Annotated in this window: 15 protein-coding genes; 1 reads left to right on the top strand and 14 read right to left on the bottom strand. The window is 75.0% G+C overall.

From position 1 onward, the window contains the following. Position 1: 1 nt before the first annotated feature. The 14 genes from ACFVT2_RS02745 to ACFVT2_RS02810 form a co-directional block, all read right to left on the bottom strand. Positions 2-1072, bottom strand: coding sequence for an HpcH/HpaI aldolase/citrate lyase family protein (locus ACFVT2_RS02745; RefSeq protein WP_390011156.1), 1071 nt, complete (start codon positions 1070-1072; stop codon positions 2-4). A 167-nt stretch (positions 1073-1239) separates the two neighbouring features. Continuing rightward, positions 1240-2067, bottom strand: a complete 828-nt coding sequence (locus ACFVT2_RS02750) for an ABC transporter permease (RefSeq protein WP_390011158.1) — start codon at positions 2065-2067, stop codon at positions 1240-1242. Between the two features lie 3 nt (positions 2068-2070). Beyond that, positions 2071-3012 (bottom strand): ABC transporter ATP-binding protein, encoded by a 942-nt coding sequence (locus ACFVT2_RS02755; protein WP_390011160.1) that lies wholly within the window; start codon positions 3010-3012, stop codon positions 2071-2073. Next, positions 3009-3626 carry an ATP-binding cassette domain-containing protein gene (locus ACFVT2_RS02760; protein WP_390011162.1) on the bottom strand — a complete coding sequence of 206 codons (618 nt, stop codon included), beginning with the start codon at positions 3624-3626 and terminating at the stop codon, positions 3009-3011. Before ACFVT2_RS02760 ends, ACFVT2_RS02755 begins: the two co-directional genes overlap by 4 nt. Next, positions 3623-5425 (bottom strand): hypothetical protein, encoded by a 1803-nt coding sequence (locus tag ACFVT2_RS02765; RefSeq protein ID WP_390011164.1) that lies wholly within the window; start codon positions 5423-5425, stop codon positions 3623-3625. Before ACFVT2_RS02765 ends, ACFVT2_RS02760 begins: the two co-directional genes overlap by 4 nt. After that, entirely contained in the window at positions 5422-5862 is a 441-nt protein-coding gene (locus tag ACFVT2_RS02770; protein WP_390011166.1) for a hypothetical protein, read from the bottom strand. Before ACFVT2_RS02770 ends, ACFVT2_RS02765 begins: the two co-directional genes overlap by 4 nt. Before the next feature lie 99 nt (positions 5863-5961). Further along, entirely contained in the window at positions 5962-6642 is a 681-nt protein-coding gene (locus tag ACFVT2_RS02775; protein WP_390011168.1) for a hypothetical protein, read from the bottom strand. Next, positions 6642-7256: a stage II sporulation protein M gene (locus tag ACFVT2_RS02780; protein WP_390011170.1), complete on the bottom strand. Its 615-nt coding sequence runs from the start codon at positions 7254-7256 to the stop codon at positions 6642-6644. The genes ACFVT2_RS02775 and ACFVT2_RS02780 overlap by 1 nt, the downstream gene beginning before the upstream one ends. A gap of 71 nt (positions 7257-7327) precedes the next feature. Beyond that, a complete protein-coding gene (locus tag ACFVT2_RS02785) occupies positions 7328-7597 on the bottom strand; it encodes a hypothetical protein (RefSeq protein WP_390011172.1) in 270 nt (89 codons plus the stop codon). A 289-nt stretch (positions 7598-7886) separates the two neighbouring features. After that, positions 7887-9044 carry a sensor histidine kinase gene (locus ACFVT2_RS02790; RefSeq protein ID WP_390011174.1) on the bottom strand — a complete coding sequence of 386 codons (1158 nt, stop codon included), beginning with the start codon at positions 9042-9044 and terminating at the stop codon, positions 7887-7889. Then, positions 9044-9736, bottom strand: coding sequence for a response regulator (locus tag ACFVT2_RS02795; RefSeq protein ID WP_390011176.1), 693 nt, complete (start codon positions 9734-9736; stop codon positions 9044-9046). The genes ACFVT2_RS02790 and ACFVT2_RS02795 overlap by 1 nt, the downstream gene beginning before the upstream one ends. An 81-nt stretch (positions 9737-9817) precedes the next feature. Further along, positions 9818-11905: a tetratricopeptide repeat protein gene (locus ACFVT2_RS02800; RefSeq protein WP_390011178.1), complete on the bottom strand. Its 2088-nt coding sequence runs from the start codon at positions 11903-11905 to the stop codon at positions 9818-9820. A gap of 80 nt (positions 11906-11985) precedes the next feature. Continuing rightward, positions 11986-12510, bottom strand: coding sequence for a hypothetical protein (locus tag ACFVT2_RS02805; protein WP_390011180.1), 525 nt, complete (start codon positions 12508-12510; stop codon positions 11986-11988). A 211-nt stretch (positions 12511-12721) separates the two neighbouring features. Next, a complete protein-coding gene (locus ACFVT2_RS02810; protein WP_390011181.1) occupies positions 12722-14134 on the bottom strand; it encodes an amidase in 1413 nt (470 codons plus the stop codon). A 181-nt stretch (positions 14135-14315) separates the two neighbouring features. Here ACFVT2_RS02810 and ACFVT2_RS02815 point away from each other — a divergent pair, with 181 nt between their 5' ends. Continuing rightward, complete coding sequence (locus ACFVT2_RS02815) at positions 14316-14969, top strand: TetR/AcrR family transcriptional regulator (RefSeq protein WP_390011183.1); 654 nt, start codon at positions 14316-14318, stop codon at positions 14967-14969. Positions 14970-15109 lie beyond the last annotated feature (140 nt).

A 15109-nucleotide genomic window follows, 5' to 3' on the forward strand; every position in this document is an offset into this window, starting at 1 on the left:
CCTACTCCGTTCCCTCGCCGCTCGCCGCCGCGTACGCCGCCCGCAGTGCGGGATCCCGCGCCACCAGCGCCTCGGCGAGCTCCACCACCACCCGGCACTGCTTGACCGTGGCGTCGTCCTGCATCTTCCCGTCGATCATCACCGCGCCCGTCCCGTCACCCATCTCCGCGATGACCCGGCGCGCCCAGGCGACCTCGTCCGGCGCCGGCGAGAACACCTGCTTCGCGATCCCGATCTGCACCGGGTGCAGGCTCCACGCCCCCACGCACCCCAGCAGGAACGCGTTGCGGAACTGGTCCTCGCACGCCACGGTGTCCTTGATGTCGCCGAACGGCCCGTAGTACGGCAGGAGGCCGTGCGCCGCGCAGGCGTCCACCATCCGCGCGATCGTGTAGTGCCACAGGTCCTGCTGGAACACCGCCCGCGGCGCGTCCGCCGCACCCGGCTGCGGGTCCTGGCGCACCAGATAGCCGGGGTGCCCGCCGCCGACCCGGGTGGTCTTCATCCGTCGGCTCGCCGCCAGGTCCGCCGGCCCCAGCGACATTCCCTGCATCCGCGGGCTGGCCCCGGCGATCTCCTCCACATTGGCGACCCCGCGCGCCGTCTCCAGGATGGCGTGCAGCAGGATCGGCCGCCGCACCCCGGCCTTCGCCTCCAACTGGGCCACCAGCCGGTCGACGTAGTGGATGTCCTCGGCGCCCTCGACCTTCGGCACCATGATCACGTCGAGCTTGTCGCCGATCTCGGTGACCAGCGTCAGCAGGTCGTCCAACGCCCACGGCGAGTCCAGGCTGTTGATCCGCGTCCACAACTGCGTCGCGCCGAAGTCGGTGCCGCGGGCGATCTCGACCAGCCCGGCCCGCGCAGCCTCCTTGCGGTCCGCGGCGACCGCGTCCTCCAGGTTCCCGAGCAGCACATCGACGTCCGGTGCGATGTCCGGCACCTTGGCCGCCATCCGCGGATTGCCCGGATCGAAGAAGTGGATCATCCGTGACGGCCGGAACGGCACGTCCCGCACCGGCTCCGGAGCCCCCACGGCCAACGGACGGAAAAAATCCTTCGGAGAACGCACCCTGCCTCCCACCTCGCACCGACCAACCGGCCCCGAGCCGGCCAACGGCGCACACTCTAGGCCCGCCGCCCCCGCTTGTTACCGCGCAGTATGTGTGCCGTTGATCACGGAACGCGAAGGGGCGCGAGGGGGCGCCACGGAGCGGGCGGGCGCATCCGGCCCGTCGCTCACCCCGGTCGCACGTCCCGCGCCCTGAGCGTCACGTAGGCCGCCGCCAGGGCGGCGGCGACCCACAGGGCCAGCACGGCCGAGCCCGACCAGGGGCCGAGGCCGTCGGTCGGCGGGTGGACGTCGGTGAGGTGGGAGCCTGCGGCGTCGGGGAGGTAGGCGGCGAAGCGGGCGGTGGCGGGGAGCGCGCCGAGGAGCGGGGAGACGAGGAAGAAGAGGGGGACGAGCAGGCCCAGGGCGAGGAGCGCATGGCGCAGGGCGGTGGCGACGCCCAGCGCGAACAGGGCGAGCATCGCCAGGTAGAGGCCGCCGCCGAGGACGGCGCGGAGCACGCCCGGAGCGGTGAGCGAGGTCGCCAGGTCGCCGAGGACGGCCTGGCCGGTCAGGAAGGTCGTGAGCGAGGTGGCGCAGCCGGTCAGCAGGGCGACGGTGAACACCACCGCGGCCTTGCAGCTCAGCAGCAGCCCGCGCTGCGGCACCGCCTGGACGGACGTGCCGAGCATGCCGGTGGCGAACTCGCCCGAGGCCGCCAGGACACCGAAGAGCACCATCGCCAACTCGCCGAGGAGCATGCCGGACAGGCTGGTGGCGGTCGGGTCGAGCGCCGCGCGGTCGGCGGGCTCCAACTCCCGCGCGGCGTACCGGGTGAGGAGGCACAGGGCCGCGCCGGTGGCCAGGGTCAGGAGCGCGGCGGTCAGCAGCGACCAGAACGTGGAGCGGACGGTGCGGAGTTTGATCCACTCCGCGTGCAGTACCGCGCGGGCGAGGGCGGCGGCGCCGGGCGGTGCGGACGCGGCGCCGGCGGGGACGGTGGTGGGTGCGGGCACGGGTCAGGCTCCCTGGTGCGGCGGGGGGACGGCCGGGTCGCCGCGGTGGGCGGTGCGGTATTCGGTGGCGGCGGCCACGACACCGAGGTAGGCGTCCTCCAACGAGGCGTGTTCGAGGCGGAGTTCGTGCAGGGTCAGCCCCGCCGACGCGGCCAGTTCACCCACCGTCGCGGCGTCCGTGTCGTACGCCCGGAGGGCCTCCTCCGCGGCGTCGTGGGCGATGCCGGCCCCGGTCAGCAGCGCGGTGAGCCGGTCCCGGTGCGGGGAGCGCACATGGACGACCCGACGGGCGTGCCCGGCCACGAACTCCTCGACCGTGGTGTCGGCGAGGAGCCGGCCGCGGCCGATGACGACGAGGCGGTCGGCGGTCAGTGCCATCTCGCTCATCAGGTGGCTGGAGACGAGGACCGTCCGCCCCTCGGCGGCCAGCCCGCGCATCAGGTCGCGGGCCCACCGGATGCCCTCCGGGTCGAGGCCGTTGATCGGCTCGTCCAGCAGCAGGACGGCGGGGTCCCCGAGCAGGGCCGCCGCGATGCCGAGCCGCTGCCGCATGCCGAGCGAGAAGCCCTTGACGCGTTTGCCCGCGACCTCCTGGAGCCCGACCTGGGCCAGCACCGCATCGATCCGGCGGGCCGGGATCCGGTTGGCGGCGGCCAGTACCCGGAGGTGGCCGTGCGCGGTCCGGCCGTCGTGCAGCGCGCGGGCGTCCAGCAGCGCCCCGACCTCGTGCAGCGGGTAACGGATCCCGGTGTACGGCCGGTCGAGCACGGTGGCCCGGCCCGCGGTGGGGCGGTCCAGTCCGAGCACCATCCGCAGGGTGGTGGACTTGCCGGCGCCGTTGGGGCCGAGGAAGCCGGTGACCGCGCCGGGTTCGACGCGGAAGGTGAGGTCGTCGACGGCGGTCCGGTCGCCGTAGCGCTTGGTCAGGCCCTGGAGGTCGATCACGCCAACCGCCCCCCGTCCAGCCGCATCCGGCGGTCGACGAGGTCGTCGAACCCGTGGTGGTCGTGGCTGACCGCGAGCACCGTCCGGCCCTCCTGCTTCCACTCCGCCAGCAGGGCGGTGAGCGCGTCCACCGCCGCGTGGTCCAGGCCGTTGAACGGCTCGTCGAGCAGGACCAGCCGCGGGGCGTGCAGGGTGGCCGCGACCAGCCCGACCTTCTTGCGGGTGCCCAGGGAGAGCTCCCGGACCAGGTGGTCGGCCCACTGACCGGCGCCGAACCGCTCCAGCGCCGTCAGGGCCGCGGCCGGCCGCAACCCCCACAGGCGGGCGGTGAAGGCCAGTTGTTCGCGCACGCTGAGGTAGTCGTACAGCGGGGGGTCGTCCTGGACGAAACCGCGCAGGGCCTTCGCCTCCGGGGCGTCCGGCGGGTGGCCACCGACGCGCACGTCGCCGCCGCCGGGCGCGTGCAGTCCGGCGACGACCCGCAGCAGGGTGCTCTTGCCGCTGCCGTTCTCCCCGATGAGGTGGACGAACTCGCCCACCGCCAACTCGGCGTCGATGCCCCGGAGTACCGGGTGCCCGCCGTGTTCCGCGGTCAGCCCGCGCAGGGTGATCACCGTGGTGTCGCCTTTCGATCGAGGGGGGTGGTTGCGGAGCCGTGCGGGGGCCGGCCCGGTGCGGGTGCGCAGGCGGACGGGGCCGGGTCCGCGGCCGGCCGGCTCCGCGACCGCGCCGAGCGGGCCAGCAGCACCGCGCCGGCCGCCCCCAGCACCAGGCAGGTCGCCAACGGCGGCAGCGCGCGGAGCAGCGGCGCCTCCCGCGGCGTCAGCGGGAACAGCGCGACGGTGGGGAGCATGACGGCGCCGGTCAGGGTCGCCTGGAGCACCCCGGCAGCGGGGGAGCGGGTGACCCGCCCCTGGCCGCTGTGCTCGGCGGGCGGCATCACGGTGGACGTCGCCACCGCCGCGGCCCCGACGGCGCAGGCCGCGGCGAGCGCGGTGAGCAGCAGCGGGCCGAGGTCGGGGCCGGTCCCGCCGGTGAGCAGCGCCCAGCCGACCGCCCCCGGCGCCACGAAGCCCACCACGGTCACCGTGAACGACACCGCCTTGCAGACCATCAACCGACCGCTCGACAGGGGCGATTGCCGCAGCGCGTCCCATGCCGTGCGCTCCGCCTCGACGCCGGCCACCTGCACCGCCTCGTCGGCCACCAGCAGGACGCCGCCCACCAGCGCCCCCACCGCGGTGACCGCGGGCACGGCCAGTGGGTCCTCGCCGCCGGTGCCCAGGACGTGCCCGGCACCCGCGCCGAGCAGCGCGACCCCGCCCAGCAGACAGCGCCGCAGCCCGAGGGTGGCCGCCGTCGGGCCGCGCAGCGCCGCCCGCAGGTCCTTGGCGAGGAACACCACAAGCACCGACCGCCGGTGCAGCCCGTCCCACCGGAACCTGCCGCGGGCCCGCGCCGGCTGCCCGGACGGCGCGCAGCCGCGTACCGGGCCGGCGCCGTCGGCCCGCAGCACGCGGGTGCGCGCGGCCCGCCGCAGCAGCCCACCCGCGAGACCGGCCAGCGGCAGCGCGACGGCGGCGCAGAAGGCCGCGATACGGGGCGCGCCACCGCCCACCAGCGCGTCCCACCAGCCGGGGCGTACGGCGTTCAGCGCCTGCCCGGCGAGCCGCGGCACGGCCTGGGCCAGCGGCCCGTGCTCCCGCAGTCCCGCGGTGAACGGGGCCGCCACGAGCCCCGCGGCGACCCCGGCGCCGCCGGCCAGCAGCAGGGTCCGCAGCCGGGCGGCACCGTCCCGGGCGAGCGCCAGCAGCCCGGTCAGCGTCAGCCGCAGGACCAGCCCGACCAGCAGCAGTCCCCCGGTCAGCGTCAGTGCCGCCGGTAGCAGCCGGTTGCCGGCCGGCGAGCCGCCCAGCCAGGCGGTCAGGAACGCCCCGGCCGTCACCGCCGCCCCGCCGGCCGCCGCCAGCGCCGGCCCCACCGCCCGTACGAACAACAGCTGTCCGGGCGTGACCGGCAGGGACAGCAGCACCGCCCGGTCCGGCGGGTCGGCCACCAGACGGACCTCGTTCGGGCGCGCCCCGGCGGCCATGGCGACGACCACCAGGACCGCGGGCAGCCAGGCGTACCGCGCCAGCCCGGCCGGATCGGCGGAGGCGAGGGGAAGGGTGTGCGCGGCGAGCAGCCCCGCACCGACCGCCAGGGCCAGCGCGGCGACCGCCCCCAGGACGAAGCAGCCGGCGGTGGCGATCTGCGCCCACCGCGGAGTGGCCCGCCCCTGGAGCAGATTGAGCTTGCGCCGCCCGTCGGCCAGCGCCAGCGCGACCACCGCACGGACCTGCCGCCGGACCGCGCGGCGCACCCGCACCCCGTGGTCCGCCGCGCCGCCGGTCACCGGCGCGCGGTGGTTCATCGCGGCCGCCCCGGCAGCACCGTCGCGGTCACCGCGCACAGCAGCGTCACGAAGAACGCCACCGCCAGCGCCCGCAGCGGACCGGTCCCCGGGAAGAGGAACCCGCTCGCCGCCAGCGCCGGCCCCACCGCGCCGCTGACACCGATGAGCAGGAACTGTCCGATCCGCAGCACCAGGGCGACGGCGGTCAGCATCAGCAGCAGTACCGGGAAGCCCCACCACGCCCATTGGAGGACGTCCTGGGCGTCGGCGACGAACGTGCGGTTGGCGTCGGCGAGGCGCGGCGCCCCGGCGACCGCGGCCCGCACCTCGTCCCGTTGCACGGTGTAGAGCGCCGCCCGGCACCAGGCGAACGCGGCACTGAGCAGCACGCTGCACACGGCGAACCGCCGCCACCGTACGGAAGTCGAGGTGGTGGCGGCGCGGGGCACGGTCATGTGGGGGGACGCTTCCTCTCGGCGGGGGCCTTCACGGCCGGGGCTTTCTCTCGGCGGGGCGCGGGTCCCGGCAGCCGCGCGGCGCCGGTGCCGCGCGGCTCACAGCGCGGCGAAGAGCGCCCCGAGCAGCAGGGCGGGCGCGCCCGCACACCACGCGGTGTGCAGCGGCCGCAGTTCCGGCGCCGCGCGGCGCAGCACCACGGCGGTGGCGGCCCAGAGCAGCAGCAGACTCGGTTCGGGGGCGGAGAGCCAGTCGAGCAGCGCACGGTCGTCCGCGCCCGCCAGCGACAGCACGAGGAACACCGCCAGCCGCAGGGCGAGATAGCCGGCGGCCACCGCGCCCACCGTCCACCGCAGCCCGCGGAAGTCGCCCCTCGCCCCGGCCCAGCGGCAACAGGCCGCGCCCAGCGCACCCAGCGCCAGGGCCAGCACCCCGTACGCCACGCCGTTGAAGAGCCAACTCGTCGCCCAGGCCGCCCAGGCGGCGACGTCCAACTGCCCGGCGGTCCCTTGGGGCAGCTTGTCCGCCGCCGCGGAACGGTAGAGGTCCCAGAACCGCCCCATCAGCACGGGCAGCAGCACACCGCAGGCCACCAGCCCGCCGAGCTGTGCCCAGCGGGCGACCGCGGCACCGCGCGGGGCGTCGGGCGCCGGATCGGCGGGATGCGCCGCCCCCGCGCCGGCGGTGTCGGCGGCGGTGTCGACGGCGCCGTCCGCGGCCGCGGACGGGGTCGGGGTCGGGGTCGGGGCCGGGGCCCGCTCCGGGGAGGTCGTGTGCATCAGGTACTCACCCAGGTCTCGATCGTTGCGGCGATGAGGAGCAGGAACAGCGACGTCCCCAGCAGCCCGAAGGCGTCGCCGAGTACGTCCCGGAGCGACGGCCGGGCCCCTCCCCTGCCGGCCAGCCACCGGGTGGCCGCGATCAACGGCACCACACCGGCGCCCACCGCGATCCCGATGGCGGGGAGTTCCAGCCATGCGTGCGGCAGGACGTGCCGGGCCAGGTCGCCCCATCCGGCCACCGTCGTCGCCTGGGCGATCCCCAGACCGGTCAGCAGCCCGGAGACCAGGCTGAAGGCGATGGTGGCCAGCCCGAACGTCAGGACCCCGGCGAAGGCGAGCAGGGCGACGCCCGCGTTGGTGCCGACGATCGACCACCACAGGTCGCCGCCGGCGGGCACGGTGCGCGCCCGGACGCCGAAGTCGAGCCGGTCGCCCAGGGCGCAGCCGGCGGCGATGGGCCCCAGCCACAGCAGGTTGCCGACGACGAGCGCGGCTCGCTGCCGGCGCAGCAGGCGTCCCCAGCCGCCCAGGAGTCGGGTCCCGAGCCTGCCCGGGGGGCCGTCCGGCGCCGTGTGCGCCGCGTGGTGTTCGGAGGTGACGAGCGCTGCCATGGAATGTCCCGGCGGTACGACCGGGGTCGCTGCGCGGCGGTGCAGCCGGCGCAGCGACCCCGGTGACGGCGTTACTTGACGATGGCCTTCTTGCCCACGGCCTTGCGGAGCAGGGTGAGGCCCAGGCCACCGACGGCGGTGGCGCCACCGAAGATGGACAGCGCGGTGGCGACGTCCATGCCGGCCATGATCGCGGTCGCGGCGCCGGTCGCCTGTGCGGACGTGAAGCCGAAGAACGCGGTGAGGACGGCCGGGGCGGCGACGCCCAGGAACAGCAGGGCGCTACCGGCGACGGCGACGCTGGCGCCGGCAACGGCCGCGCGGCTGAAGGACTTCTTCATGAGATACCTCCCAGGACCGGGTGTACCGGTCCCGTGGTCAAAGGACGTGCTTATCCTGAAAAGCCCATGGCCATGGGAGTCGGCCCCGCCCTGCTTTCCTCAGGGCGGGGCCGACGTCGTGCGGGTCGAACCCCACGAAATGCTGCCAAGCGGGGACGCCCCGGTACATCCGCCGACCGTCTGCTCTGCGCCCCCGCCGATCGGCGGGGTCCCCGCGCGGCACACACCGGCCCGCCGCGCGCCGCGCCGGACGCCGCGGCCCATCCGGCCCCGATCCACCGGACCGGCCCTACCGGCCCTGAGCGGTCGTCCGGGCCGGCAGCGCCGCCCGCACCACGAAGCCGCCGTCGTCGGTGGGCCCCGCCTCCAGTCGCCCCCCGAGCTGCTCGGCCCGCTCCCGCAGCCCCACCAGCCCGAACCCGGACGAGGGCAGCGGCCGTTCGCCGTCCGGCGCCACCGCGCCCCCGGGCCCGTTCCGCACCTCGACGACCAGCGTCCCGCCCGCCGGGACCGCGGGCGGCGCACCGCCGTCCCGCAGTGCCACCGTCACCCCGGCCCCCGCCGCGTGCTTGCGGGCGTTGGTCACCGCCTCCTGCACGATGCGGTACGCGGCCCGCTCCACCGGCGCCGGCCACCGCCGCCCGGCCGCCGCCCCCTCGTACCGCACATGGTCCCCGCCGGCCCGCAGCAGCCCGGGCAGCTCCGCCAACCCCGGCCCCTCCGGCGCCGGTTCACCGGCCGCCACCGGGCCTGGCGCCGACCCGCTCCGCAACACCCCCACCAGCGTCCGCAGCTCGTGCAGCGTGCCGCGGCTCAGCTCCCCGATCGTCGCCGCGGTCTGTCGCGCGGCGTCCTCGCCCGTGGTGCTCCGCAGCGCCCCGGCCTGCACCGCGATCAGGCTGACGTTGTGGGCGACCACATCGTGCATCTCGCGGGCCAGCCGGGCCCGCTCCTCCGCCACCGCCGACCGTGCCAGCAGCTCCCGTTCCCGCTCCCGGCTGTGCGTCAACTCCTCGATGCGCGAGGTCAGTTCCTTCCGCGTCCGGGACAACGCCCCCACCGCCGTGGGTCCCAGTGCCAGCAGCGCCGACGAGATCACGCCGAGCAGCCCGTCCTCGTAGGACCACACCTCGGCCTCCGCCGGCCGCCACGGCACCAGCGCCACCGCGAACAGCAACCCCGAACAGACCCCGGTCACCGCCCGCCGGTCCGTGCCGTAGGCCACCTGGCACATCGCGATCATCGGCGCCAGCAGCAGCCCCGTCACCGCGGCGGGTAGGGTCAGTACCAGTACCGGCACCGGCAGGTGGCGCCGCGCCAGGAGCAGCAGCGCCGTCCCCGCGTACAGCACCAGCTCCACCGGACCGATCAGGCTCCACACCGTGGGGATCTCCACGGCGGCCAGCGTCACCGCCGCCGCGTCCACCGCGCCCCGCGCCCGCCTCATCAGCCACCGACAGCGGCCGCACCGCCCGTGGTCAGCGCATGCCGGTGGGCGTACACCGCCGCCTGGATCCGGTTGGCCAGCCCCAGCTTGGTGAGGATGGCGCTGACGTGGTCCTTGGCCGTCGACGAACTGATCAGCAGCCGCCGCCCGATCTCCGCGTTGGACAGTCCTTCGGCGAGCAGCGCCAGCACGTCGCGTTCGCGCTCGGTCAGCCCGCTCCCGGCCGCCCCGCCGGCCGTCCGGGGCGCCCCCGCGGCCGGCGGCGCCCCGGCCGCCGAGCTGAGGAACCCGTCCCGTACGGTGTCGGCGGCCGTCGGCGACAGCACCGACCCGCCCGCGGCCAGCAGCCGCACGGCGTGCGTCAGCTCCTGCGGCGCGGTGTCCTTCAGCAGGAACCCGGCCGCCCCGCCGCGCAGCGCGGCCGCGATGTCCTGGTCCGCGGAGAACGTCGTCAGCATCGCCACCACCGGGGGATCGGCCAGCGCCCGCAGCTCGGCGAGGACCGACAGTCCGTCGACCCGCGGCATCCGGATGTCGAGCAGGACGACGTCCGGACGGTGCCGTTCGACGGCCGCCACCGCCTCCCATCCCTCGCAGGTCACCGGAACCTCGATGTCCGGTTCCGCCCGCAGGATGTGCTGCATCCCCATCCGCAGCAGCGGCTCGTCGTCGACGACCATCACGCGCATCACGAACTGTCCCCCTCGGATCGCTTGAGGCATAAATATACTTAAGCGTGCCGTAAGTCCGTTCCGGCCGGTCCGGGAGGGGGTTCAGCCGGCCGATGCGCGCAGTTCGGCCAGTTTGTCGCGGGTGTTGTCGGTGCTCGGATGGTTCTCGCCGAGGACCCGCCGCCGGTCGTCCAGTACGGCGCTCAGCTCCGCCACGGCCCGGTCGAGGTCGCCGGCCTTCGCCCGGTAGAACGCCAGGTTATGACGGGTCGTCAGGCTTTCCGGGTGGTCCGCACCACGGGTCCGCGCCTCGACGCGGGCGACCTCTTCGAGCCGGGCGGCCGCCCCCGCGGGGTCCCCGCATTCACCGCGCAGCGCCGCGATGTTGTGGGCGGAGGTGAGCACCAACTCGTCGTCGGAGTCCAGCTCGGCGAGCAAGGCGTCGTGCAGGTGCTCCAGGGCGGGGATCTGCGCCGGGTCCTGGTGCGCCAGCCCGTTCCAGAAGGCGATCTGGCACCGGGCTTCGAGGATCCGCACGCGCTCGTCGGGATGGCTGCGCAGGAGTGTGTCGAGGATGTCCTCGAAGACGTGGACCGCGCCGTGCGGGAGTCCCCCGCGTCCCAGCAGCTCGGCCAGGTGGCCCTTGACCGCCAGGGTGTGGACGTGGTCGTCGCCGTAGACCCGCCGGTGGCTTTCGAGCGCGTCCACCAGGGCGTCACCGGCGTCGGCGTCCTTGTTGCACGACCGCCAGTACCCCAGCTGGCGCTGCACCTTCAGGGTGTACGAGTGGTCGGCTCCGAGGTGGCGGACCGCGGACGTGCACAGGTCCTCCAGCTTGGCGACGGCCTTGGACTGCATACCGGCGCAGCCGTAGCTGTCCGCGCTCTGGTTGAAGGCGTAGTAGCCGTGCAGCGGCCACATGGCCTCCCCGGCGATGTCGTACAGGGCATCGGCGTTGTCGCGCAGCATCCGGGCCAGCGGCCCGCCTTGTTCGTGGGCCGCGGTGGGCCACGCGAGGAGGAGGCAGGTGCCCGCGTGGTACGCCGCCGTGGCCAGCCGCTCGGGGGCCAGGGACTCCCGGGTGGCCCGCTGGACGAGCCCGTGCACCCGGACCGTCTGCCGGGCGTCGTCCGGGTCCAGGGTGATCAGGCTGAGGCGGTGCAGGCACCGCAGCGCGGCGTGCGCGTCCTCGACCGGCACGTCGTCGTACCAGACCTCTCCCGCCCCGTCCCCGGTCGCCTCCGGCACCGGGCAGCCGCCCGCGTAGGCCCGCGCGGGTTCGCCGGTGAGGACCGCGGCCGGGATGCCGTGCGGGCCGAGCACCGAGGCCATCTCCAGGAACGGGCGCGCCAGCCCGCGGGGCCGCAGCTGGTCGGCGCGCTCGATCGACAACTCCCAGACGGCGGCCACGGTTTCCCGGTGGTCGTCGGGCAGCTCACCGTGCTCCGGCAGGAGGTCGGGCAGGGACCTGCGCCGGTCGCGGAGCCGCCGCCGGTACTCGGCGCACGACAGCCCCTGATCGGTGAGGTAGGAGGCCGCCTGGGCCAACGCCAGCGGGAGGTGGCCGAGGTCCGCGGCGAGCTCCGCGGCCGCCGCGTCGGTGATCCGGTGTCCGTGGGCGGCGAGTTTCGTGCCGAGGTAGGAGCGGGACTCGTCCGGGGTGAACACCCCCACCTCGACGAAGGCGCGGCCCTGCCCCATCAGGGCGGCGTCCCGCCGGCGCGTGGTGACCAGGACCTGCCCCTGCGGACGGTGCGGTGGCCACAGCTCCCGGAGGTCCGCCGGATCGGCGACGTCGTCCAGCACGATCAGCCAGCGCCGTTCGGTCCGTTGCAGCCAGGAGAGGAACTGCTGGGCGGCGCGCCGGGGGTCGGTCGGATCGGCCCCGGCGACCTCCTGGCCCGCTTGGGCGTAGACGGACTCGATCGCCTCCCGGGTGCTGGCCGTGACCCACACCAGGAGGGCGACCGCGCCGGTGCGCTGGGCCTCCCGCGCCAGCCGCGCGGCCCACTGCGTCTTACCGGCCCCGCCCAGCCCGCACAGGATCCGGCACGGCGCCGGATCGTCCCCCGCGGTGCGGGCGTCACGCGGCTGGAAGCAGTGGGCCTCGGGCGGTACGACGCCCACCTGGTGCGGCCAGGCGAGCGGCGCCCGCCCGGCTCCCGTCGGGTGGTAGTGGAGGTTCTCCACGTGCCCGAAGGCGGCGCCGTGGGCCGAGGACAGGACGGAGGTGGTGGCGTGGACGGTCGGACTGAAGTCCCCGGGTGCGGTCAGTCCTGGTCCGCACCCGGCGGGCGAGGGTTTTCGAGGTGCACCGAGCCCTGGAAGACACCCGCCACCGCGCCCCGCTCGGCCCGCACCGACAGATCCCCCTGGACGGTCGTGCCAGCACCGTCGCCGGCACCGGCACCGGTCGTCGTCCGGTCCGCTCCCGCCAACTCAGTCAACTCAGTCATCTCAGTCATCTCAGTCAACTCAGCCAACTCAGCCAACTCCACGCACTCCATCAACTGGTCGATGAACCGCAGCCGTTCCGCACCGCTCAGCCCGGCCAGTTGCTGCGCGAACCGGTCGCGCCACCGCGCACCGGCGGCGGCCGCCCCGCCGCCGTCGGCCGGCTCGGCCAGCTCGGCCCGCGTCCGGTCGAGCGCGTCGAGTACCTGCTGCCGCTCCGCACCACCGTCGAACAGCTCGGCGGTGCGCTGCCGGACGCCCGCCCACGCGTCCGTGCCCGCCGCCCGGACCACCGCGGCCCCGCCGGCGGCGGCCACCGCGCGCAACGCCTCACTCAGCATGCGCTCCGCCTACCTCCCCAAGTAGCCCACCCCTACTGGTGGTTCAGCCACCATTAAAAGCGAGCCGACGCACCCCACGCGGCAGAAACGCCTCTCTGGCCCGCGGCGGCCTCGGGCCGGGAGGCGTTCCGCGGCCAGGCCCAGAGCCCGGGCCGGGTTTCCGGTGTCCGCCCTGCCCCGTCGCCAGGGCGGACACCGGTGCGCGCTCCGGTTACGGGCGCGGGTCGATGGGTGCGAGCACGCCGAAGTGGCGCTCGATCACCTCGGCGGCCTCCAGGCACCGGTCCTCGCGGTACATCTGACCGATGAGCTGGACGCCCTGCGGCATGCCCTCCGCGAATCCGGTGGGCACACTCACCGCAGGCACGCCGACCAGGGAGGTCACGGTGCACAGGGCCCCCGCCAGCATCATCTGGGCGTGGCTCTCGGCGTCGGTGTCGTCGGGGAGTATGTCGATCGCGGGGACGGGCTGGGGGCAGGTGGCCCCGAGGAGCAGCGGGTAGGCGTCCAGGAACTTGGCCCAGTCACGTTGGACGGTGAGCCGGACGCCGGTCTGCCGGAGGAACTCCGCGAGATCGGTGTGCGGGGTGCGCTCCATGAACAGGTCGAGGTGCTGGGCGCCCTTCTCGCTGAGCAACTTCCTGATGCGGGGCCACTTCACGCCGAACTCGGTCATGATGAGCGTGCCGTAACACTCCAGGGCCTCGCCCAGCCGGGGGATCTGCACCTCCTCCACGGCGTAACCCGCCTGCTCCAGCGTGGTGGCCGCCTCGTCGACGGCGGCCCGGACCTCGGGATGGACGCCGGCTCCGGCCGGGTCGGCCACGACGCCGACCTTGAGCGGGCCGGCGGGGCGGGGCCCGTATGCGGGTACCGGGACCGCCCGCGGGTCCTCCGGGTCCGCGCCCGCCAGTGCCTCGTAGGCCGCGCGCAGGTCGGCGACCGAGCGGGCGAGCGGGCCGTCGACGGGGATGAGCTGGGAGGCCAGCATCGGCTCCTGGCCCATGACGCGGTGGTCGGCGGCGAAGCGGCCGTAGCTCGGCTTCAGTGCCGCCACTCCGTTGAAGGCCGCGGGCATGCGCACCGAGCCGCCCGAGTCGTTGCCGAGGCCGAGCGCCGCCATGCCGACCGCGACCGCCACCCCGTCGCCGCTGCTGCTCGCGCCCGGGGTCTTCGACCGGTCCCAGGGGTTGTACGTCCTGCCGTACAGCTGGCTCGCGGGGTCCGAGGAGATCGCCAGGTCGGGCATGTTGGCGTGGCCGATCGGGATCGCTCCCGCCTCGCGGAGCCGGCGCACCGGCGGGGAGTCGGCCTCCGCCACGTGCTCGCGGAACTTCTGCACGCCGTGCGTGGTCGCCCACCCCGCCACGTGGATGTTCTCCTTGACGGTGAAGGGCACGCCGGCCAGCGGGCCGAGCTGCTCACCCGCCGCGCGGCGCCGGTCGGTCGCGTCCGCGGCTTCGCGGGCGCTGTCCGCCATGAGCTGGGTGACGGCGTTCACGGCCGGGTTCACCGCCGCGATGCGCTCCAGATGGCTTTCCACCACCTCGGCCGCCAGGACCTCGCCACGGGTGACGGCCGCGCCCAGCTCGGTCGCGTTCAGCTTCCACAGTTCAGTGTTCATCGCGTCGTCGGGCCGCTCGCTCGGTCCGTGTGGTGAGCGCGCACCCCCGCCCCCTTTCCCTCGCCACGCCATGACGTGCCACGCCATGGCATCGACTGTCCATTCGTTTCGATGCGCTTGCATCACATCCTATGCTGGGAAGCGATGCAAGCGCATTACTACGAGAGCGGTGAGGGAGCCCATGCCCAGACAGGTGGACCACGAGGAGCGGCGGCGCCGGATCGCCGAGGCGGTGTGCGCACTCGCTGACAGCAGCGGCCTGGAGGGCGTGACCCTGCGCGATGTCGCGACGCGCGCCGGCGTCTCGATGGGGGCGGTCCAACGCTGCTTCCGCACCAAGCAGGAGATGCTCGTCTTCGCGCTCGACCACATCGGCGAGCGGGTCACCGAGCGGGTGACCGAGCAGGCCCACGCCCGCACCGCCACGGCGGCGGGCGCGACCGGCTCGGCCCTGGAGCACGTACTGGGCGAGGTCGCCCTGGTCGACGAGGCGCACCGGACCGAGGCCCGGGTCTGGCTCGCGTTCGTCGCACAAGCCGCGGTGACCCCCGAACTCGCCACCGTGCTGCGCAACCACTACGCCGCGTTGCACCCCCTGCTCGTGCGTCTGCTCAGCGAGGGCCGCGCGCCCGACCCGGCCCCGCACGGTGGCGCAGCCCTGCACGCGGACCACGATCCGCACCGGGCGGCACACACGCTTCTCGCCCTCGCCGACGGACTGACCACCCACGTCCTGATCGGCCATCTGACCCCGCAGACCGCGCTCGACCTCCTCAACGCCCAGATCGACGCCGTCACGCGGACGAGCCCGCGGGGCGCGACCCCGGCCCCGTGAGTCGGCCCGTCCGTCGCCTTCAAGACAGACCGCAGGCCCAAGTTGGGGAACGCGGCGGACACGCCGCCCCATAAAAGACCCAGACAACGAACCAGGCCCAGGTCGCTGACCTGGGCCTCAACTGTGCAGTGGGCCCTCCG

It is taken from the genome of Streptomyces sp. NPDC058000, from assembly GCF_042886435.1.
Lineage (GTDB): Bacteria > Actinomycetota > Actinomycetes > Streptomycetales > Streptomycetaceae > Streptomyces.